The sequence below is a fragment of the Pseudomonas sp. FSL R10-0056 genome (assembly GCF_009600105.1).
Lineage (GTDB): Bacteria > Pseudomonadota > Gammaproteobacteria > Pseudomonadales > Pseudomonadaceae > Aquipseudomonas > Aquipseudomonas bubulae.
On the sequence record NZ_WIWL01000193.1, the window covers coordinates 45,321 to 63,205 of the forward strand.

The 17,885-nt window shown below is 55.6% G+C and carries 14 protein-coding genes; 7 read left to right on the forward strand and 7 right to left on the reverse strand.

Annotated elements, in window-relative coordinates:
- Positions 1–212 precede the first annotated feature (212 nt).
- The 5 genes from mnmE to rpmH all read right to left on the reverse strand — a co-directional run bounded on the left by mnmE (position 213) and on the right by rpmH (position 4,135).
- Positions 213–1,580, reverse strand: a complete 1,368-nt coding sequence (gene mnmE / locus GHO42_RS16635; protein WP_094999578.1) for a tRNA uridine-5-carboxymethylaminomethyl(34) synthesis GTPase MnmE — start codon at positions 1,578–1,580, stop codon at positions 213–215.
- 80 nt (positions 1,581–1,660) lie between these two features.
- A complete protein-coding gene (gene yidC / locus GHO42_RS16640; RefSeq protein ID WP_094999579.1) occupies positions 1,661–3,343 on the reverse strand; it encodes a membrane protein insertase YidC in 1,683 nt (560 codons plus the stop codon).
- Between the two features lie 13 nt (positions 3,344–3,356).
- Entirely contained in the window at positions 3,357–3,590 is a 234-nt protein-coding gene (gene yidD, locus GHO42_RS16645; RefSeq protein ID WP_019828647.1) for a membrane protein insertion efficiency factor YidD, read from the reverse strand.
- A complete protein-coding gene (gene rnpA / locus GHO42_RS16650) occupies positions 3,583–3,984 on the reverse strand; it encodes a ribonuclease P protein component (RefSeq protein ID WP_019828646.1) in 402 nt (133 codons plus the stop codon). Before rnpA ends, yidD begins: the two co-directional genes overlap by 8 nt.
- Positions 3,985–4,000: 16 nt before the next feature.
- Positions 4,001–4,135 carry a 50S ribosomal protein L34 gene (gene rpmH, locus GHO42_RS16655; protein WP_003213577.1) on the reverse strand — a complete coding sequence of 45 codons (135 nt, stop codon included), beginning with the start codon at positions 4,133–4,135 and terminating at the stop codon, positions 4,001–4,003.
- Positions 4,136–4,698: 563 nt separating this feature from the next.
- On the opposite strand from rpmH, the gene dnaA reads away from it, so the two are divergent.
- The 4 genes from dnaA to gyrB are packed head-to-tail and all read left to right on the forward strand — an operon-like array spanning position 4,699 to position 10,888.
- Positions 4,699–6,198, forward strand: a complete 1,500-nt coding sequence (gene dnaA / locus GHO42_RS16660; protein WP_094999580.1) for a chromosomal replication initiator protein DnaA — start codon at positions 4,699–4,701, stop codon at positions 6,196–6,198.
- A 38-nt stretch (positions 6,199–6,236) separates the two neighbouring features.
- Positions 6,237–7,340, forward strand: a complete 1,104-nt coding sequence (gene dnaN / locus GHO42_RS16665) for a DNA polymerase III subunit beta (protein WP_016782864.1) — start codon at positions 6,237–6,239, stop codon at positions 7,338–7,340.
- A 21-nt stretch (positions 7,341–7,361) separates the two neighbouring features.
- Entirely contained in the window at positions 7,362–8,465 is a 1,104-nt protein-coding gene (recF, locus tag GHO42_RS16670; RefSeq protein ID WP_094999581.1) for a DNA replication/repair protein RecF, read from the forward strand.
- A gap of 5 nt (positions 8,466–8,470) precedes the next feature.
- On the forward strand, positions 8,471–10,888 hold the full coding sequence (gyrB, locus tag GHO42_RS16675) for a DNA topoisomerase (ATP-hydrolyzing) subunit B (protein ID WP_153326303.1): 2,418 nt from the start codon (positions 8,471–8,473) through the stop codon (positions 10,886–10,888).
- Between the two features lie 71 nt (positions 10,889–10,959).
- Here gyrB and GHO42_RS16680 read toward each other — a convergent pair whose 3' ends face one another.
- On the reverse strand, positions 10,960–11,847 hold the full coding sequence (locus tag GHO42_RS16680) for a LysR family transcriptional regulator (RefSeq protein ID WP_094999582.1): 888 nt from the start codon (positions 11,845–11,847) through the stop codon (positions 10,960–10,962).
- A gap of 151 nt (positions 11,848–11,998) precedes the next feature.
- On the opposite strand from GHO42_RS16680, the gene GHO42_RS16685 reads away from it, so the two are divergent.
- From GHO42_RS16685 to GHO42_RS16695, 3 genes are all read left to right on the forward strand, one after another.
- Positions 11,999–13,660 (forward strand): GMC family oxidoreductase, encoded by a 1,662-nt coding sequence (locus GHO42_RS16685; protein WP_153326301.1) that lies wholly within the window; start codon positions 11,999–12,001, stop codon positions 13,658–13,660.
- Between the two features lie 90 nt (positions 13,661–13,750).
- On the forward strand, positions 13,751–15,373 hold the full coding sequence (locus GHO42_RS16690) for an MFS transporter (protein ID WP_094999584.1): 1,623 nt from the start codon (positions 13,751–13,753) through the stop codon (positions 15,371–15,373).
- A gap of 228 nt (positions 15,374–15,601) precedes the next feature.
- Complete coding sequence (locus tag GHO42_RS16695; RefSeq protein ID WP_095017923.1) at positions 15,602–16,819, forward strand: class I SAM-dependent methyltransferase; 1,218 nt, start codon at positions 15,602–15,604, stop codon at positions 16,817–16,819.
- 254 nt (positions 16,820–17,073) lie between these two features.
- Here GHO42_RS16695 and GHO42_RS16700 read toward each other — a convergent pair whose 3' ends face one another.
- Positions 17,074–17,844, reverse strand: a complete 771-nt coding sequence (locus GHO42_RS16700) for a 1-acyl-sn-glycerol-3-phosphate acyltransferase (protein WP_094999585.1) — start codon at positions 17,842–17,844, stop codon at positions 17,074–17,076.
- Positions 17,845–17,885 lie beyond the last annotated feature (41 nt).

Consider the following 17,885-nt stretch of genomic DNA (forward strand, 5'->3'; position numbering starts at 1 on the left):
GCAAGCATCGCGGCGGCATCAATGGCGCATCGGACTAATACCTCGTGTGAATGTGGATAACTGTAGCAGCTGCCGTAGGAACGATGCTGCGTTCGGCGACGTAGTCGTCGTAAATCCTGAGCTCCGGTTTTAACTGGCACACCACAGTGTCTGATTTTACGACGGCTGTGCCGCCGGACGCAGCCTCGTACCTACGGCAGCTGCTACGAGGGTCATTTACCGATACAGAAGCTGGAGAAGATCCGCCCCAGCAGGTCATCCGAACTGAATGCCCCGGTAATTTCGCCAAGGGAATGCTGTGCCTGGCGCAAATCTTCGGCCAATAGCTCCCCGGCGCCCGCCAGGGTCAGTTGTGCCCTGCCATGCTCAAGTGCCTTGCTGGCGTGCTGCAATGCCTCCAGATGGCGGCGGCGTGCGCTGAAGCTGCTCTCCGAGGTCTGCTCATAGCCCATGCAGGCCTTGAGGTGTTCCCGCAGCAGGTCCAGGCCTTCTGTAGATCTGGCACTCAGGCTGATGGTGACATGGCCATCTTCACTGACTTCAAGGGCTACATTCTCACCGCTTAGATCCGCCTTGTTGCGGATCAAGGTCACCTTCGCCGGATCCGGGCGTTGTTCAAGAAACTCTGGCCACAGGGCAAACGGGTCATCAGCTTCCGGTGCCGTGGCATCAACCACCAGCAATACCCTATCAGCTTCACCAATGGCCTTGAGTGCGCGCTGCACGCCAATTTTCTCAACCTGGTCATCGGTGTCGCGCAGACCTGCGGTGTCGACAACGTGCAATGGCATGCCATCAATGTGGATATGTTCGCGTAACACATCACGGGTAGTACCCGCGATTTCGGTCACGATCGCCGCTTCACGCCCGGCCAGGGCATTGAGCAGGCTCGATTTTCCAGCATTGGGCCGCCCGGCAATCACCACGGTCATGCCGTCGCGCAGCAAAGCACCCTGGCCGGCTTCGCGCTGTACGGTGGATAACTCTTCACGAACCTTGTCGAGCATACCGAGCACATGGCCATCGGCGAGGAAGTCGATTTCTTCTTCCGGGAAATCAATCGCTGCTTCGACATAGATACGCAAACCGATCAATTGCTCGGTCAAGTTATGCACACGTTGAGAGAAAGCACCCTGCAAGGAACGTAATGCGTTACGCGCAGCCTGTGCAGAACTTGCCTCGATCAGGTCGGCAATCGCCTCGGCCTGGGCCAGGTCGAGCTTGTCATTCAAAAAGGCCCGCTCGCTGAACTCCCCCGGACGGGCCAAACGGCAGCCCAACTGGATGCAGCGCTGCAGCAGCATATCCAGAACAATCGGACCGCCGTGGCCCTGCAGTTCAAGGACGTCTTCGCCGGTAAAGGAGTTGGGCCCGGGGAAGTAGAGTGCTATGCCTTCATCCAGCACTTCGCGGTTGTCGCCGTAAAAAGGGCCGTAATGGGCATAGCGCGGTTTTAGTTCGCGTTCGCTGAACGCTTTGGCCGCAACACGGGCGAGTGGGCCGGAAATACGTACGATCCCCACACCACCTCGGCCTTGGGCGGTCGCTACTGCAGCAATAGTCTCTGCCGGAACACTCATAAAACAGGCCTCAAAACAAAAGTGACGGATAGCAAAACGCCCCACTAGGGGGCGTTTTGAGTGGTGCGTATCAGAGTAAGTTACTCAGCGACTTTTTTGGTAGCCGCTTCGACTTTACGCGTGATGTACCACTGTTGAGCGATGGACAGGCAGTTGTTCACAACCCAGTACAGCACCAGACCAGCCGGGAACCACAGGAAGAAGAAGGTGAAGATGATTGGCATCAGCTTCATCACCTTGGCCTGCATCGGATCCGGCGGAGTCGGGTTCAGACGCTGCTGGATGAACATGGTTGCGCCCATGATGATCGGCAGAATGAAGAACGGGTCTTTGATCGACAGGTCGGTAATCCAGAGCATGAACGGCGCCTGGCGCATTTCAACACTTTCCAGAAGTACCCAGTACAAGGACAGGAAGACCGGCATCTGCACCAGAATCGGCAAGCAGCCGCCCAGTGGATTGATCTTCTCTTTCTTGTACAGCTCCATCATCGCTTGCGACATTTTCTGGCGGTCATCACCGAACTGCTCTTTCAGAGCGGCCAGTTTTGGTGCCACAGCGCGCATGCGGGCCATCGACTTGTAGCTGGCGGCCGACAGAGGGAAGAAGATCCCTTTGATCAGCATGGTCAGGAAGATGATCGACCAGCCCCAGTTACCGACCAGGCTGTGGATATGTTGCAGCAGCCAGAAGATAGGCTGGGCAATGAACCACAGGATGCCGTAGTCAACTGTCAGTTCCAGGCCTGGGGACAACTCTTTGAGTACACCCTGGCTTTTCGGACCGGCGTACAACGTAGCGCTGGTTTCAGCGGTTTTGCCCGGTTCAACAGTCAATGTTGGGCCAGTGAAACCGATGATGTAGTTGCCTTGGTTGTCTTTGCGGGTCTGAACGACGTTGTTATCGCCTTTCTGAGGGATCCACGCGGTCACAAAGTAGTGCTGCAACCAGGCAACCCAGCCGCCTTGTACGGTTTCTTTCAGCTGAGCCTTGTCGATATCTTTCATCGACACTTTTTTGTACGGCTCTGCACTTGTCCACAGGGCAGCGCCCAGGTAAGTCGCAGTACCGGTGGCGGTGCTGGAAGAAGGATCGGAGCTGGCATCACGCTTCAATTGCGCGAACAGGTTGCCGTTCCACGGCTTGCCGCTCTCGTTATCAATCAGATAGCTAACTTGTACATCGTACAAACCACGCTTGAGCGTGAAACGTTTGATGTAGTTGATGCCGTTTTCGCTGAATTTCAGATCAACAACCAGTTGATCCTGACCTGGGGCCAGTTCGTAGGTCTTTTTCTCGGTGCTGAAAACAGGACGACCTGACGGACGGGCGTCCGGGCCATCAACGCCTGTCAGGCCACTTTGGGCCAGATAGGTGCGTTCGTTGCCGTTATCGAACAACTGGAAAGGAACATCCGGGTGATCCTGGCGACGTGGATAAAGCGGCAGACGCAGCTGGGCAATATCACCACCCTGTGGATCAATCGCGATATCCAGAACATCCGTTTTTACGTGGATGAGGTCTTTGCTTGCAGCCACCGGGGTTTCAGTCGGTGTGCTGGTATCGGTATTGGCGCTGGGTACATCGGCACTGTTTGCAACGTTGTTACCTGAAACCGTATCGGGCAAAGCCGGTGCGGTGGTGCTGGCGGCAACATTCTGAGTCGGCAGGGCAGCTTGGCCGTAGTCCTGGTTCCATTTCAGAACCATAACGTAGGACACGACTGCGAGAGCGACGATCAGGATCGTGCGTTTAATATCCATGATTACTCGGCCATCAAGAAGAACGGGAGGTAGGGATAGGTGGAACCGGGTCGTAACCACCGGGATTCCACGGGTGACAGCGACCTAAACGACGAAAGGTCAGCCAGCCGCCGCGCAGAAGGCCATGATTTTCGATGGCTTCCAACGCGTAGCAGGAACAACTGGGGTAGAAACGGCAGTGGCTGGCCATCAAAGGACTAATGGCATAACGATAAAACTGGATCGGAACGAGTGCCAGTTTACGCATCAGGACTGCCTACCCCTACAGTTTCGGTTTTAACCGCTGGAACTGGCGTGTTACGGGCCAGACGCTTCCAGAGTTTGCCGAAATGCTGAATCAATTCGGGGTTCTCTACGTCACCCAAACCTTTGCGCGCGACGATAACGATATCCCAACCAACCAGTAAATCCTGGTGGAGACGAAACGATTCACGCATCAAACGCTTAAGGCGATTGCGCTCAACGGAGAGCTTTACGCTCTTTTTCCCGATCACTAACCCCAGGCGGGGGTGATCAAGATCGTTGCTACGCGCAAGGAGCAGGAGATTTTTCCCCGGAACCTTGCCGGTGGGGGAGTCAAAGACTGCCTTGAAATGTCGGGGAGTGAGTAACCGCTTTTCCCGACTGAAGTCCTGACTCACCACCATTGTCTGATTATCAAACTGCCAGACGTGCACGGCCTTTGGCGCGGCGACGCGACAGGACTGCACGGCCGTTTTTAGTAGCCATGCGAGCACGGAAACCGTGAGTGCGGGCGCGTTTGATAGTGCTTGGTTGGAAAGTACGTTTCATGTCGTGCTACCTGGTTCGTCCACAACGGGCCGGAATGGCCCCCGTTTTAAGAGACCGGCGATTCTAGAGAATGCAAGCCGATAGGTCAATTTCCAACCAACGTTTACTGCTAAATAGATGTTTGCCGTTTTGCACCAGTCTTGTGCCTGCCAACTATAGAAATAAAAAAACGAAGTATTTAAAGCTCTTTTAAAGAACTTACTACTCTTATAGAGCCGTTCTGCTGTGGATAACGCTATGCAGCCCTTGTAGAGCAAGGTTTTCAGAGAACAGAAAGGTTGTCCACAAGCGGTGCTTTGCCTGTGCTGCACCCTCGGAAAAGCTGTGCATGAAAGGGCTACTTATCCACAGCCGTGTTATGCACAGAGTTTTACCCCCACTTGTGCAACGAGCTCAGGCCCGCTTATCCACAGACCTTATGCACATACCATTTGTCGCTTTGTTCACAGTAAAAAGCCTGTCAACGCCTTATATGCAGGTCAGCTACATGTGGATAAGTGGGGCGGCGGTCGCTACAATGGCGCCTGTTTTTGCCTCACCGGCTTTCAACTTAGGGGATATCCGTGTCAGTGGAACTTTGGCAGCAGTGCGTGGAGCTTTTGCGCGATGAGCTGCCTGCCCAGCAATTCAACACCTGGATCCGTCCACTACAGGTCGAAGCCGAAGGCGACGAGTTGCGTGTGTATGCACCCAACCGATTCGTTCTCGACTGGGTTAACGAAAAATACCTGAGCCGTTTGCTTGAACTGTTGAATGAGCACAGCAATGGCATGGCGCCAGCGTTGTCCTTGTTAATAGGCAGCAAACGCAGCTCGGCGCCTCGTGCTGCCCCCAATGCGCCCTTGGCTGCATCGGCTTCTCAACAAGCCCCGGCGCCGAGCGCGCCTGCGCCTGCAGTCTCTGCACCCGCGCCCAAGCAGTCCGAGCCCGCCAGCGAAGAGCCTTCGCGTGCCAGCTTCGACCCGATGGCAGGCGCCAGCTCGCAGCAAGCACCCGTGCGCGCCGAACAGCGCACCGTTCAGGTTGAAGGTGCCCTGAAGCACACCAGCTACCTGAACCGCACCTTTACCTTTGAAAACTTCGTCGAGGGCAAGTCCAACCAACTGGCCCGCGCTGCGGCGTGGCAAGTGGCGGATAACCCCAAGCATGGTTACAACCCGCTCTTCCTTTATGGCGGCGTAGGTCTGGGTAAAACTCACTTGATGCACGCGGTGGGTAACCACCTGTTAAAGAAGAACCCGAATGCCAAGGTCGTATACCTGCATTCCGAGCGTTTTGTAGCTGATATGGTTAAAGCCCTGCAGCTCAATGCCATCAACGAGTTCAAGCGCTTCTACCGTTCGGTCGATGCTTTGCTTATCGATGACATTCAATTCTTTGCGCGTAAGGAACGGTCCCAGGAAGAGTTCTTCCACACCTTCAACGCCCTGCTTGAAGGCGGTCAGCAAGTGATTCTGACCAGTGACCGTTACCCGAAAGAAATCGAAGGCCTCGAAGAGCGTCTGAAGTCGCGCTTTGGCTGGGGACTGACGGTTGCCGTCGAGCCGCCGGAGCTAGAGACCCGCGTAGCGATCCTGATGAAGAAGGCCGATCAGGCCAAGGTTGATCTGCCCCATGATGCAGCCTTCTTTATTGCCCAGCGCATTCGCTCCAACGTGCGTGAGCTCGAAGGCGCGCTCAAGCGCGTTATCGCTCACTCGCACTTTATGGGCCGCGACATCACCATCGAGCTGATTCGCGAGTCCCTAAAAGACTTGCTGGCGCTGCAAGACAAACTCGTCTCTGTGGATAACATCCAGCGCACCGTGGCCGAGTACTACAAGATCAAGATCTCGGACTTGTTGTCCAAGCGCCGTTCGCGCTCGGTAGCGCGACCACGCCAGGTCGCCATGGCACTGTCCAAGGAACTGACCAACCACAGCCTGCCGGAAATCGGCGATGTGTTTGGCGGTCGCGATCACACCACGGTTTTGCACGCATGCCGCAAGATCAACGAACTCAAGGAATCCGACGCGGACATCCGCGAGGACTACAAGAACCTGCTGCGAACTCTGACAACCTGATGACACCAGCGCAGCTTATTAAGGCAAGGGACTAGACCATGCATTTCACCATTCAACGCGAAGCCCTGTTGAAACCCCTGCAACTGGTCGCCGGCGTAGTAGAACGCCGCCAGACCTTGCCGGTATTGTCCAACGTGCTGTTGGTTGTCGAAGGCCAGCAACTGTCGCTGACCGGTACTGACCTTGAAGTCGAGCTGGTCGGTCGGGTGCAACTTGAAGAGCCGGCCGAGCCAGGCGAAATCACCGTGCCTGCGCGCAAGCTGATGGATATCTGCAAAAGCCTGCCCAACGATGCACTGATCGACATCAAACTTGATGACAACAAACTGGTGGTCAAGGCAGGCCGTAGCCGCTTTACCCTGTCGACGTTGCCGGCCAACGATTTCCCGACGGTTGAAGAAGGTCCGGGTTCGCTGACCTGCAGCCTGCAGCAGAGCAAGTTGCGTCGTCTGATCGAGCGCACCAGCTTTGCCATGGCCCAGCAGGATGTTCGTTACTACCTCAACGGTATGCTGCTGGAAGTGTCGGCCGGGATCATCCGTGCCGTAGCTACCGACGGTCACCGTTTGGCCATGTGCTCGATGAAAGCCGATATCGGCCAACCAGACCGTCACCAGGTGATCGTACCGCGCAAGGGTATCCTCGAGCTGGCGCGCCTGCTGACCGAGCCAGACGGCGAAGTGAGCATCGTTCTGGGTGCACACCATATCCGAGCGACCACCGGCGAGTTCACCTTTACTTCCAAGCTGGTAGACGGCAAGTTCCCGGACTACGAGCGCGTTCTGCCTAAAGGCGGTGACAAGGTGGTGATCGGTGACCGTCAGGCACTGCGTGAAGCGTTCAGCCGTACCGCGATCCTGTCCAACGAAAAGTACCGCGGTATTCGCCTTCAACTGGCCAATGGCCAGCTGAAAATCCAGGCCAATAACCCGGAGCAGGAAGAAGCGGAAGAAGAAGTTGGCGTTGATTACAACGGCGGCTCTCTGGAGATCGGCTTCAACGTGAGCTACCTGCTGGACGTACTGGGCGTCATGACCACTGAACAAGTGCGTCTGATCCTGTCGGACTCCAACAGCAGCGCCCTGGTCCAGGAGTCGGACAACGACGACTCGGCCTACGTTGTCATGCCGATGCGCCTGTAACTTATGCACAGCCCACGCTAGATGTCCCTCAGTCGTGTCACAGTCACCGCGGTGCGTAACCTGCACCCGGTGACCTTCTCCCCCTCCCCCCGCATCAATATTCTGTACGGCGCCAACGGCAGCGGCAAAACCAGCGTGCTGGAAGCTATCCACCTGCTAGGGTTGGCGCGGTCGTTTCGCAGTGTGCGGCTGAACCCCGTTATCCAGCATGAGCAGCAGAGCTGTACAGTTTTTGGTCAGGTAGAACTGGCAGAAGGCGGACACAGTGCACTGGGTGTCTCGCGGGATCGTCAGGGGGAGTTCCAGATTCGTATCGACGGCCAGAATGCGCGCAGTGCTGCGCAATTGGCCGAGATACTTCCGCTGCAATTGATCAACCCGGACAGCTTCCGACTTCTTGAAGGGGCCCCAAAGATCCGCAGGCAATTTCTCGACTGGGGCGTGTTCCATGTTGAACCGCGGTTCATGTCGACCTGGCAGCGGCTACAGAAGGCCCTGCGGCAGCGGAACTCATGGCTGCGGCATGGTACACTCGACGCCGTTTCACAAGCGGCCTGGGACCGGGAACTGTGCCTGGCCAGTGCTGAAATTGATGAATACCGCCGCGCCTACATCAAAGCCTTGAAACCAGTCTTTGAGCAGACCCTGAGCGAGCTGCTGGATCTCCAGGGGTTAACGCTGAGCTATTACCGTGGTTGGGATAAAGACCGTGAGCTGAGTGCTGTACTCGCCGCGTCTGTCCACCGGGACCAGCAAATGGGGCATACCCAGGCGGGGCCACAACGTGCTGATTTGCGCCTTAAGCTGGGTGCAAATAACGCCGCAGATATTTTGTCGCGGGGGCAGCAGAAGTTGGTGGTCTGCGCGCTGCGCATCGCTCAGGGGCACTTGGTCAGCCAGGCCCGGCGAGGCCAATGTATTTATCTGGTGGATGACTTGCCGTCCGAACTGGACGAGCAGCATCGCAACGCACTGTGTCGCTTGTTGGAAGACTTACGCTGCCAGGTATTCATTACCTGTGTAGACCACGAATTATTGAGGGAAGGCTGGCAGACGGAAACGCCAGTTGCCCTGTTCCACGTGGAACAGGGCTGTATCACCCAGACCCACGACCATCGGGAGTGAAGGCATTGAGCGAAGAAAACACGTACGACTCAACGAGCATTAAAGTGCTGAAAGGCCTTGATGCCGTACGCAAACGTCCCGGTATGTACATTGGTGATACTGACGATGGCAGCGGTCTGCACCACATGGTGTTCGAAGTAGTCGACAACTCCATCGACGAAGCGCTGGCTGGCCATTGCGACGACATCACCATCACGATCCACCCGGACGAGTCCATCACCGTGCGCGATAACGGCCGCGGTATTCCGGTTGACGTGCATAAAGAAGAAGGCGTATCTGCAGCCGAGGTCATCATGACCGTGCTGCACGCCGGCGGTAAGTTCGATGACAACTCCTACAAAGTATCCGGCGGCTTGCACGGTGTAGGTGTTTCGGTGGTAAACGCCCTGTCCGAACTGCTGGTCCTGACTGTACGCCGCAGCGGCAAGATCTGGGAACAGACCTACGTCCACGGTGTTCCTCAGGCGCCTATGGCTATTGTGGGTGAAAGCGAAACCACGGGTACGCAGATCCACTTCAAGCCTTCGGCTGAAACCTTCAAGAATATCCACTTTAGCTGGGACATCCTGGCCAAGCGGATTCGTGAACTGTCCTTCCTGAACTCCGGTGTGGGTATCGTCCTCAAGGACGAGCGCAGCGGCAAGGAGGAGCTGTTCAAGTACGAAGGTGGCCTGCGTGCATTCGTTGATTACCTGAACACCAACAAGAACCCTGTGAACCAGGTGTTCCACTTCAATGTTCAGCGTGAAGACGGCATCGGCGTAGAAATCGCCCTGCAGTGGAACGACAGCTTCAACGAGAACCTGTTGTGCTTCACCAACAACATTCCACAGCGCGATGGTGGCACGCACTTGGTGGGCTTCCGCTCTGCCCTGACGCGTAACCTCAACACGTACATCGAAGCTGAAGGCCTGGCCAAGAAGCACAAGGTCGCCACCACCGGTGATGATGCCCGTGAAGGCTTGACCGCGATCATATCGGTGAAAGTGCCGGATCCAAAGTTCAGCTCGCAGACTAAAGACAAGCTGGTGTCTTCCGAAGTGAAGACCGCTGTTGAACAGGAAATGGGCAAGTTCTTCTCCGACTTCCTGCTGGAACACCCGAACGAAGCCAAGTTGATTGTCGGCAAGATGATCGACGCAGCCCGTGCTCGTGAAGCTGCACGTAAAGCCCGTGAGATGACCCGTCGTAAAGGCGCGTTGGACATCGCGGGCCTGCCGGGCAAGCTGGCTGACTGCCAGGAAAAAGACCCTGCTCTGTCCGAACTGTACCTGGTGGAAGGTGACTCTGCTGGCGGCTCCGCCAAGCAGGGTCGCAACCGTCGTACCCAAGCCATCCTGCCGTTGAAAGGTAAAATCCTCAACGTCGAGAAAGCCCGTTTTGACAAGATGATCTCTTCGCAAGAAGTCGGCACCTTGATCACTGCGCTGGGCTGTGGCATCGGCCGCGAAGAGTACAACATCGACAAACTGCGCTATCACAACATCATCATCATGACCGATGCTGACGTTGACGGTTCGCACATCCGTACCCTGCTGCTGACCTTCTTCTTCCGTCAGTTGCCGGAGCTGATCGAGCGTGGCTACATCTACATCGCCCAGCCACCGTTGTACAAAGTGAAAAAGGGCAAGCAAGAGCAGTACATCAAAGACGACGAGGCCATGGAAGAGTACATGACCCAGTCGGCTCTTGAAGATGCCAGCCTGCACCTGAACGAAGATGCTCCTGGCATCTCCGGTGAGGCACTGGAGCGTCTGGTGTACGACTTCCGCATGGTGATGAAGACCCTCAAGCGTTTGTCGCGCCTGTACCCTCAGGAGCTGACCGAGCACTTCATCTACCTGCCGGCTGTAAGCCTTGAGCAGTTGGGTGACCACGCTGCCATGCAGGACTGGATGGCCAAGTTTGAAGAGCGTCTGCGTCTGGTTGAGAAATCGGGCCTGGTCTACAAAGCCAGCCTGCGTGAAGACCGTGAGCGTAATGTCTGGTTGCCAGAGGTCGAACTGATCTCCCACGGCCACTCGACGTTCATCACCTTCAACCGCGACTTCTTCGGCAGCAACGATTACAAAACCGTTGTGACCCTGGGCGCTCAACTGAGCACCCTGCTGGATGAAGGCGCCTATATCCAGCGTGGCGAACGTCGCAAGCAAGTGACCGAGTTCAAGGAAGCACTGGCCTGGTTGATGGCTGAAAGCACCAAGCGTCACACCATCCAGCGCTACAAAGGTCTGGGTGAAATGAACCCGGATCAGCTCTGGGAAACCACGATGGACCCAAGCGTGCGTCGCATGCTGAAAGTCACCATCGAAGACGCGATCGGCGCCGATCAGATCTTCAACACCTTGATGGGCGATGCTGTAGAACCACGTCGTGAATTCATCGAGAGCAACGCACTGGCAGTGTCCAACCTGGATTTCTGATCCTGTTTTGACCCGCAGTACCCAAAAAGGCCAACGCTCAGCGTTGGCCTTTTTTAATGGCTAAAAAATGACTATGGCGCCAACAGCACCGCCCTCTCCTCGCGGCACAACTCCAGTAAAAAATCCCACACCACCCTCAACCTTACGGATTTGTGCAGTTCACGGCGGGTGCTGATCCAGTAACTGCGTTGCACAGACTCGCCCGGCAATACACGCACCAGGTCGGGGTCGTCAGCGGCCATGTAGTTGGGCAATACGGCGATACCCAGGCCGGCGCGAGCGGCTTGTTGCTGGGCAATGACGCTGGTGCTGCGAAAGGTCACGGTCGGGGTGCGGCAGAAGGTATTGAGGAACAGCAGCTCCTGACTGAACAACAGGTCGTCGACGTAGCCGATCCAGTAGTGGTTGGCCAGATCGTCGCGGCTGTTCAGAGGCGGCGCCTTGTCCAGATAAAGGCGGCTGGCATAGAGCGCGAGCCGGTAGTCAGTGAGTTTGCGAGTTATCAACAGGTCGGCGTTGGGACGGTCCAGATGAATACTGATTTCTGCTTCGCGGTTGAGGATGCTGACGAAGCGCGGTACTGCGACCAGTTCCACCTCCAGACCTGGATAACGCTCAAACAAACCCCGCAGTCGCGAGGTGATAAACATGATGCCAATGCCCTCGGTGACACCCAGACGGATTTTGCCCAAGGGGGTGAGGGACTGATTGATTTCTTCCTGGGCCAGCAGTGCGACGTTTTCCATCGCTTCGGCATGTTTGAGCAAGGCTTGCCCGGCCGGGGTCAGTTCGTACCCCTGAGCATATTGCACAAATAAAGCCGCGCCCAAGTGTTGCTCGATGCTCTCAATATGCCGGGCAACGGTGCTATGGGTGGTGTTCAGGCGCTTGGCGGCGGTGAGTAAACGTCCGCTGCGCTGCAACTCCAGGAAGTACCGCATGTCATTCCAGTCGAACATGATCAACCCCCAGAGCGCTACATCAGATGTGGCTTACGGATGACTGTGCAAAAACGCACAAGCCATGGGTGAAATCTCGCGTTTGCAACACGAAAATAATCAATAGGATGGTGTAGGACAAGAACAATAAATAAAAGGCGCGAGGTGATACATGCCATCAGCCAACAAGGTGTACGACTACATCATCGTGGGTGCCGGGCCTGCAGGTTCAGTGCTGGCCAATCGGCTGTCTGCCGATCCTCACCACAACGTGTTGCTGCTCGAAGCGGGCGGGCAAGATAACTACCCGTGGATCCATATTCCTGTGGGTTACCTGTATTGCATCGGTAACCCACGCACCGACTGGTGTTTCAAGACCGAAACCCAGGCCGGTTTGCAAGGTCGCAGTCTGAGCTACCCACGGGGTAAGGTCTTGGGCGGCAGCTCGTCCATCAATGGCATGATTTATATGCGCGGCCAGGCGGGTGATTACAACCGCTGGGCCGAGTTGGGCAATTCGGGCTGGGGCTGGGATGACGTATTGCCATTGTTCAAACGCAGCGAAAAGCACTTTGCCGGCAATTCTGAGCTGCATGGCAGTGAAGGTGAGTGGCGGGTTGAGCAGCAGCGTTATTCATGGCCGATTCTGGACGCGTTTCGTGACGCCGCCGCGCAAAGCGGAATTGCCAGCGTCAGCGATTTCAACGGTGGCGATAACCAGGGCTGTGGATACTTTCAAGTCAACCAGCGCTCCGGTGTGCGCTGGAATGCCTCAAAGGCTTTTCTGCGGCCGATACTCAAGCGCCCCAACCTGACGGTTTTGACCGACGTGCAAGTCGACAAAGTGCTGCTTGAAAACGGCCGGGCCACCCAGGTCAGTGCGCGCTGGCAAGGCGCACAGCATACCTTCACGGCCGGTTGCGAGATTATCCTTTGCGCCGGTTCGATTGGCTCTCCTGGCATCTTGCAGCGCTCGGGTATTGGCCCGCGGCCTTTGCTCGAAAGCCTGGGGATAACTGTGCTGCATGAGCTGCCCGGGGTGGGGGGGAATTTGCAGGACCACTTGCAGTTACGCTTGATCTTCAAACTGACCAAGGCCCGAACCCTCAACCAGGTCGCCAATAGCGTGTGGGGTAAAGTCGGCATGGGCCTGCGATATGCCTACGACCGCAGTGGTCCTTTGGCGATGGCCCCCAGTCAGCTGGGGGCGTTCGTCAAATCCGACCCTGATCAGTTATCTGCCAACTTGCAATACCACGTCCAGCCGCTGTCCCTTGAGCGTTTTGGCGAGCCGCTGCACACCTTCCCGGCCTTTACCGCCTCGGTGTGCAACTTGCGACCAAAAAGCCGGGGGCGCGTGGATATCCGTTCGGCAAACCCGGATGACGCACCGCTGATCGACCCCAATTACCTGAGCCACCCTGATGATCTGAAGGTAGCAGCCGATGCCATACGCCTGACTCGGCGTATCGTGGCCAGCGCAGCTCTGCAGGCCTTTACACCTGAGGAATATCTGCCAGGCAAGGACTTGCAGACCGAACAAGAGCTGTACGACGCAGCTGCCCGTATTGGTACGACGATTTTTCATCCCGTGGGCACTTGCCGCATGGGCCAGGACGCCGAGGCAGTGGTCGATGCCCAATTGCGCGTTCATGGGGTACCGGGTTTGAGGGTGGCAGACGCTTCGATCATGCCCAGCATCGTGTCGGGTAATACCTGTTCTCCGACCCTGATGATTGGTGAAAAAGCCGCGCAGCTGATTTTGCAGGCTTCGCTTGAAACACCGCAGTACACAGCAGGCGTTAACCGCACGGCAGCTATACCGGTCGCCTGAAGGCGATCGTGGTTTCGGGCGCAGTCATCCGGAACCGGCAGTGGACAACAACAATAATCACTGTGGCCCATAGGGCCGAGGACTTTGCACATGTCAGACGCACTTGCACAACAGGCGGCTACCGTCAAAGGAACGACCGGGCGCGAAGAGCGCAAGATCATTTTTGCGTCATCCCTCGGGACCGTTTTCGAGTGGTATGACTTTTTCTTGTATGGCGCTTTGGCCACCGTGCTCAGCAAGCAGTTCTTTGCTGGGGTCAACGACACCACGGCGTTTATTTTTGCCTTGATGGCCTTTGCCGCAGGCTTTTTGGTGAGGCCCTTCGGGGCACTGGTGTTCGGTCGATTGGGTGACATGATCGGGCGTAAATACACCTTCCTCATGACCATCATCTTGATGGGTTTATCGACCTTCGCTGTCGGCCTGTTGCCGACCTACGCCAGCATCGGTATCGCAGCCCCGATCATGCTCGTGGTATTGCGCATGCTCCAGGGGCTGGCGCTGGGCGGTGAATACGGCGGTGCAGCCACTTACGTGGCTGAACACGCCGCACCGGGCAAGCGTGGCTTCAACACCAGCTGGATTCAATCGACTGCCACCTTGGGTTTGTTGTTGTCGCTGCTGGTGGTGCTGAGTTGCCGGTACCTGACCGGTGACCAGTTTGAAGTCTGGGGCTGGCGCCTGCCGTTTCTGCTGTCCATCGTGCTGCTGGGCATCTCGACCTGGATTCGCATGAGCATGCACGAGTCGCCAGCGTTCGTGAAAATGAAAGCCGAAGGTAAAACCAGCAAGTCGCCGATCCGCGAATCGTTCGGTAAATGGGAAAACCTCAAGATCGTGCTGATTGCCCTGTTCGGTATCAACGCTGGCCAGGCGGTAACCTTCTATACCGCGCAGTTCTATGTGCTGTTTTTCCTGACACAGATGCTCAAGATGGACCCGGCCCAGGCCAATCTCTTACTGATTATCAGCGTAGTAATCGGGGCACCGTTCTTTATATTCTTCGGCTGGCTGTCTGACCGTGTGGGGCGCAAGCCGATCCTGATGCTTGGCCTGTTATTGGCCACAGTCCTGTACTTTCCGCTGTTCAAAGCATTGAGCCATTACGCCAACCCGCAGATTGATACCGCCAGCCGTCAATCACCGATTGTGGTCATGGCCGACCCGGGCACCTGCACCTTCCAGTTTGACCCGGTAGGCAAGGCACGTTTTGACAGCCCGTGCGACAAGGTTAAAACCTTCCTGGTGAAGCAGGGCTTGCCGTATACCTCACAGTCGGCTGCACCGGGCGCTGAAGTTCAAGTGTCGGTAGGTGAACAGAAAATCAGCGGTTTTGACGAAGCGGCCATGCGCGCAGCGATAACCGAAGCGGGTTACCCGGCCAAGGCTGATCCAGGCGCGGTCAACCAGCCAATGGTTGTACTGGTGATGGTACTACTGACACTCATTGCCACCATGACCTACGGCCCACTGGCAGCCGTGATGGTAGAGCTGTTCCCGACTCGCATCCGCTACACCTCAATGTCCCTGCCCTACCATATCGGCAACGGCTGGTTCGGTGGTTTTCTGCCCACCGTGTCGTTTGCACTGGTGGTCTACACCGGGGATATCTTCTATGGCCTGTGGTACCCGGTGGTGATCACCGGGGTCAGCCTGGTGGTGGGCATGCTGTGCCTCAAGGAAACGAGGAATGTGAATATCGACAAGGTCTAAGTAACCCGCCTTCCCTTTGAGCGAGCGGTGGAGCGAAGAGCCCCACCGCCTTCCACATTCCCGAACTTGAACGTGGCAATAAAGCCCCATTCAATAACCTGCCCCTCTGTTGTTGTGGTCGGGTCGTCCAAAGCTTTGGACAAGGGCTCATACAAAGTCTCTGGAACCCGCTTTGCTGATAATCCTACTTATAGCCTAGAACGATCATCAGCGAATAAGGAACTCTGTATGTTGCAACTTATCTCACTCTCTCCTAGGGCATTCGACGGTCCATTGGAAAGCTTCGAACCTGTCCAACATCGACTGGACTCAAAGAGTAATTACTTTATCCATGACTATTTAAAGTTGCACGGCGAGAATATTGGCCGACATGCTGATCTTTCCAAAGTACTGACCTATCACTGCGACTCGGATTCTTTTTCAATCAGCAATGAGTACAAGGAACGCTTGATTGCCGATATGGTGGGCCTCGCCAAGGACGTTTCACGAAAGCTTCCCAACGCCGTTTTTATAGAAAAACTGTGCGATTGGTATAGAAACGCGACAACGATCAATAAACAATCCGTTGCGACTGATGTCACTGCTCACCTCAGCAGAAAGGGTAATGACATCGCCACTATGATCATGGAGGTGAATCCAGATTTGGGCCGCGGTTCGAACAAGCTCAAGGTTTTGGATATCGGCGGAAATGACGGCAAGCTGACGTCCTATGTATCCGCCAGTCTGGCCGAGGCCAGCGGCATATATGTCGAGCCCTATGTCCTGGAAGTCGATACTGAAACAGGATGGGACGAAAACAGCAAAACGGTGCAACTCGAGAGTCGCAAGAATTGTGCATCCGTTAAAAAGATCATTTATGACGGCACTAGCATGAGCAGCGGCAAAGTGGCAGGGAGCGATTGTGCAAACCCATTAGTGGAAGGTGGAAAGTTTGATTGCGTCATGTATCAGCATTCACTGCATCACTTCCCCTCCGACGGGGTGCAACAATACAGTATCAAACAAGCCGCCGATCTGCTCAAGGAGGGGGGCGTACTGAGCATCACCGAGCACTCCAGTCGCCTGAGCGGAGATGATATCGACCTGATGCATGTGGTCATTGAGTTGTATAAGAAGCTCCATGAAAACCCGGATATATCGCCCGCACAACTGGAGCGAACCTACAATCAATATATGGAAGCTGAAACACCTGCCAATTATATGTCCCAAGAAAGACTGATCGCCATGGCCACCAATGCTGGATTTACCCCGGTGACGGTCACCCCTACGAGTCCGGGCCCAGACAATGCGTATTCGATAAACTTCGTCAAAGGTGATCAAAAGATGATCGAAAAAACCAGACAGCTGGAAAATCTGGTGTATCCGGCGTCAACCCTCAAGGCCGATCAGTTGAAGTACCAGACCACGTTCATCCCGCATCTGACACGCAGCAATAGCTTTTCCTGACAGCAATGTTGGTTAGGTTGCGATGAATCCAGATATCTTGAATTTACCAAGGTGCAGGATGGCCGCGCGGTAGAAGCAATGAATCGACAGGCACAAAAAACCGGCTGATATAAGCCGGTTTTTTTTGCGCTTAGAAAAACTTATGCACGTATTTAGGTGAAAACTTACAGTCTGAAATAAGCATGAAAATCATAGGCTTACGTCTGTTTTTTCACAAAAAAAGAAAACTTGTGCACAAGTTATCCACAATTTGCTTAGTTCACAATCGTTTCAGAAGGTTTAGCTATAGGAGGCAACGAACCCATGTCGCGCTGAGCCTGCTCGTTCCAGGCCTGTACCCGGTCGTTCAGCTCGGCAATGGCCCGTGGACCGCTGCCGTTGGCGTACATCGGTTCACCGATGACCAGCTCGATGGTGCCAGCCTTTTTCGCCCAGCCCGTCTTGGGCCAGAACTTGCCCGCGTTGTGGGCAATCGGTAGTACCGGTAGTTCGGCGTTGACCGCCAGGGCCGTGCCTCCCCGGGAAAATTTTCCCACCTGGCCAAACGGCACGCGGGTGCCTTCCGGGAAGATCAGCACCCAAATGTTGTCCTTGAGCAGCTCATCACCCTTTTTTGCAATGTGCTTGAGCGCAGCCTTGGGGTTGTCACGGTCGATGGCAATCGGGCGCAGCATCGCCATCGCCCAGCCAAAAAACGGCACATACAGCAATTCGCGTTTGAGTACCTGGCTCAACGGCTGAAAGTAGGCCGAGAGAAAAAACGTCTCCCAGGTACTTTGGTGGTTGGCCAGAATCACGCACGGTCGTTGCGGGATGTTTTCTGCGCCCGTAACCCGAACGTCAATTTTCAAGAACACCCGTGTCAGCCACAGCGCGCAGCGGCACCAGTAAACATTGATAAACCGATAGCGCGCACGGAATGGCAAAAACGGAGCGACAAAAAAGCTCAGCGAGCACCACAGCAGAGAGCTGGTGCCCAGCAGCAGGTAAAAGAAGAAGGTTCTGATGGCCTGCAGTATCGACATAGCGGCTTTTACCGTTGCGGATAAAGCATAAGGGAACAGGC

Excerpts from the sequence above, each read along its gene's own strand:
- GHO42_RS16690 (WP_094999584.1), top strand. The coding sequence starts at position 13,751 with ATGTCAGACGCACTTGCACAACAGGCGGCTACCGTCAAAGGAACGACC.
- GHO42_RS16685 (WP_153326301.1), top strand. The coding sequence starts at position 11,999 with ATGCCATCAGCCAACAAGGTGTACGACTACATCATCGTGGGTGCCGGG.
- recF (WP_094999581.1), top strand. The coding sequence starts at position 7,362 with ATGTCCCTCAGTCGTGTCACAGTCACCGCGGTGCGTAACCTGCACCCG.
- GHO42_RS16680 (WP_094999582.1), bottom strand. The coding sequence starts at position 11,847 with ATGTTCGACTGGAATGACATGCGGTACTTCCTGGAGTTGCAGCGCAGC.
- mnmE (WP_094999578.1), bottom strand. The coding sequence starts at position 1,580 with ATGAGTGTTCCGGCAGAGACTATTGCTGCAGTAGCGACCGCCCAAGGC.
- GHO42_RS16700 (WP_094999585.1), bottom strand. The coding sequence starts at position 17,844 with ATGTCGATACTGCAGGCCATCAGAACCTTCTTCTTTTACCTGCTGCTG.
- GHO42_RS16695 (WP_095017923.1), top strand. The coding sequence starts at position 15,602 with ATGTTGCAACTTATCTCACTCTCTCCTAGGGCATTCGACGGTCCATTG.
- yidD (WP_019828647.1), bottom strand. The coding sequence starts at position 3,590 with ATGCGTAAACTGGCACTCGTTCCGATCCAGTTTTATCGTTATGCCATT.
- yidC (WP_094999579.1), bottom strand. The coding sequence starts at position 3,343 with ATGGATATTAAACGCACGATCCTGATCGTCGCTCTCGCAGTCGTGTCC.
- rpmH (WP_003213577.1), bottom strand. The coding sequence starts at position 4,135 with ATGAAACGTACTTTCCAACCAAGCACTATCAAACGCGCCCGCACTCAC.
- dnaN (WP_016782864.1), top strand. The coding sequence starts at position 6,237 with ATGCATTTCACCATTCAACGCGAAGCCCTGTTGAAACCCCTGCAACTG.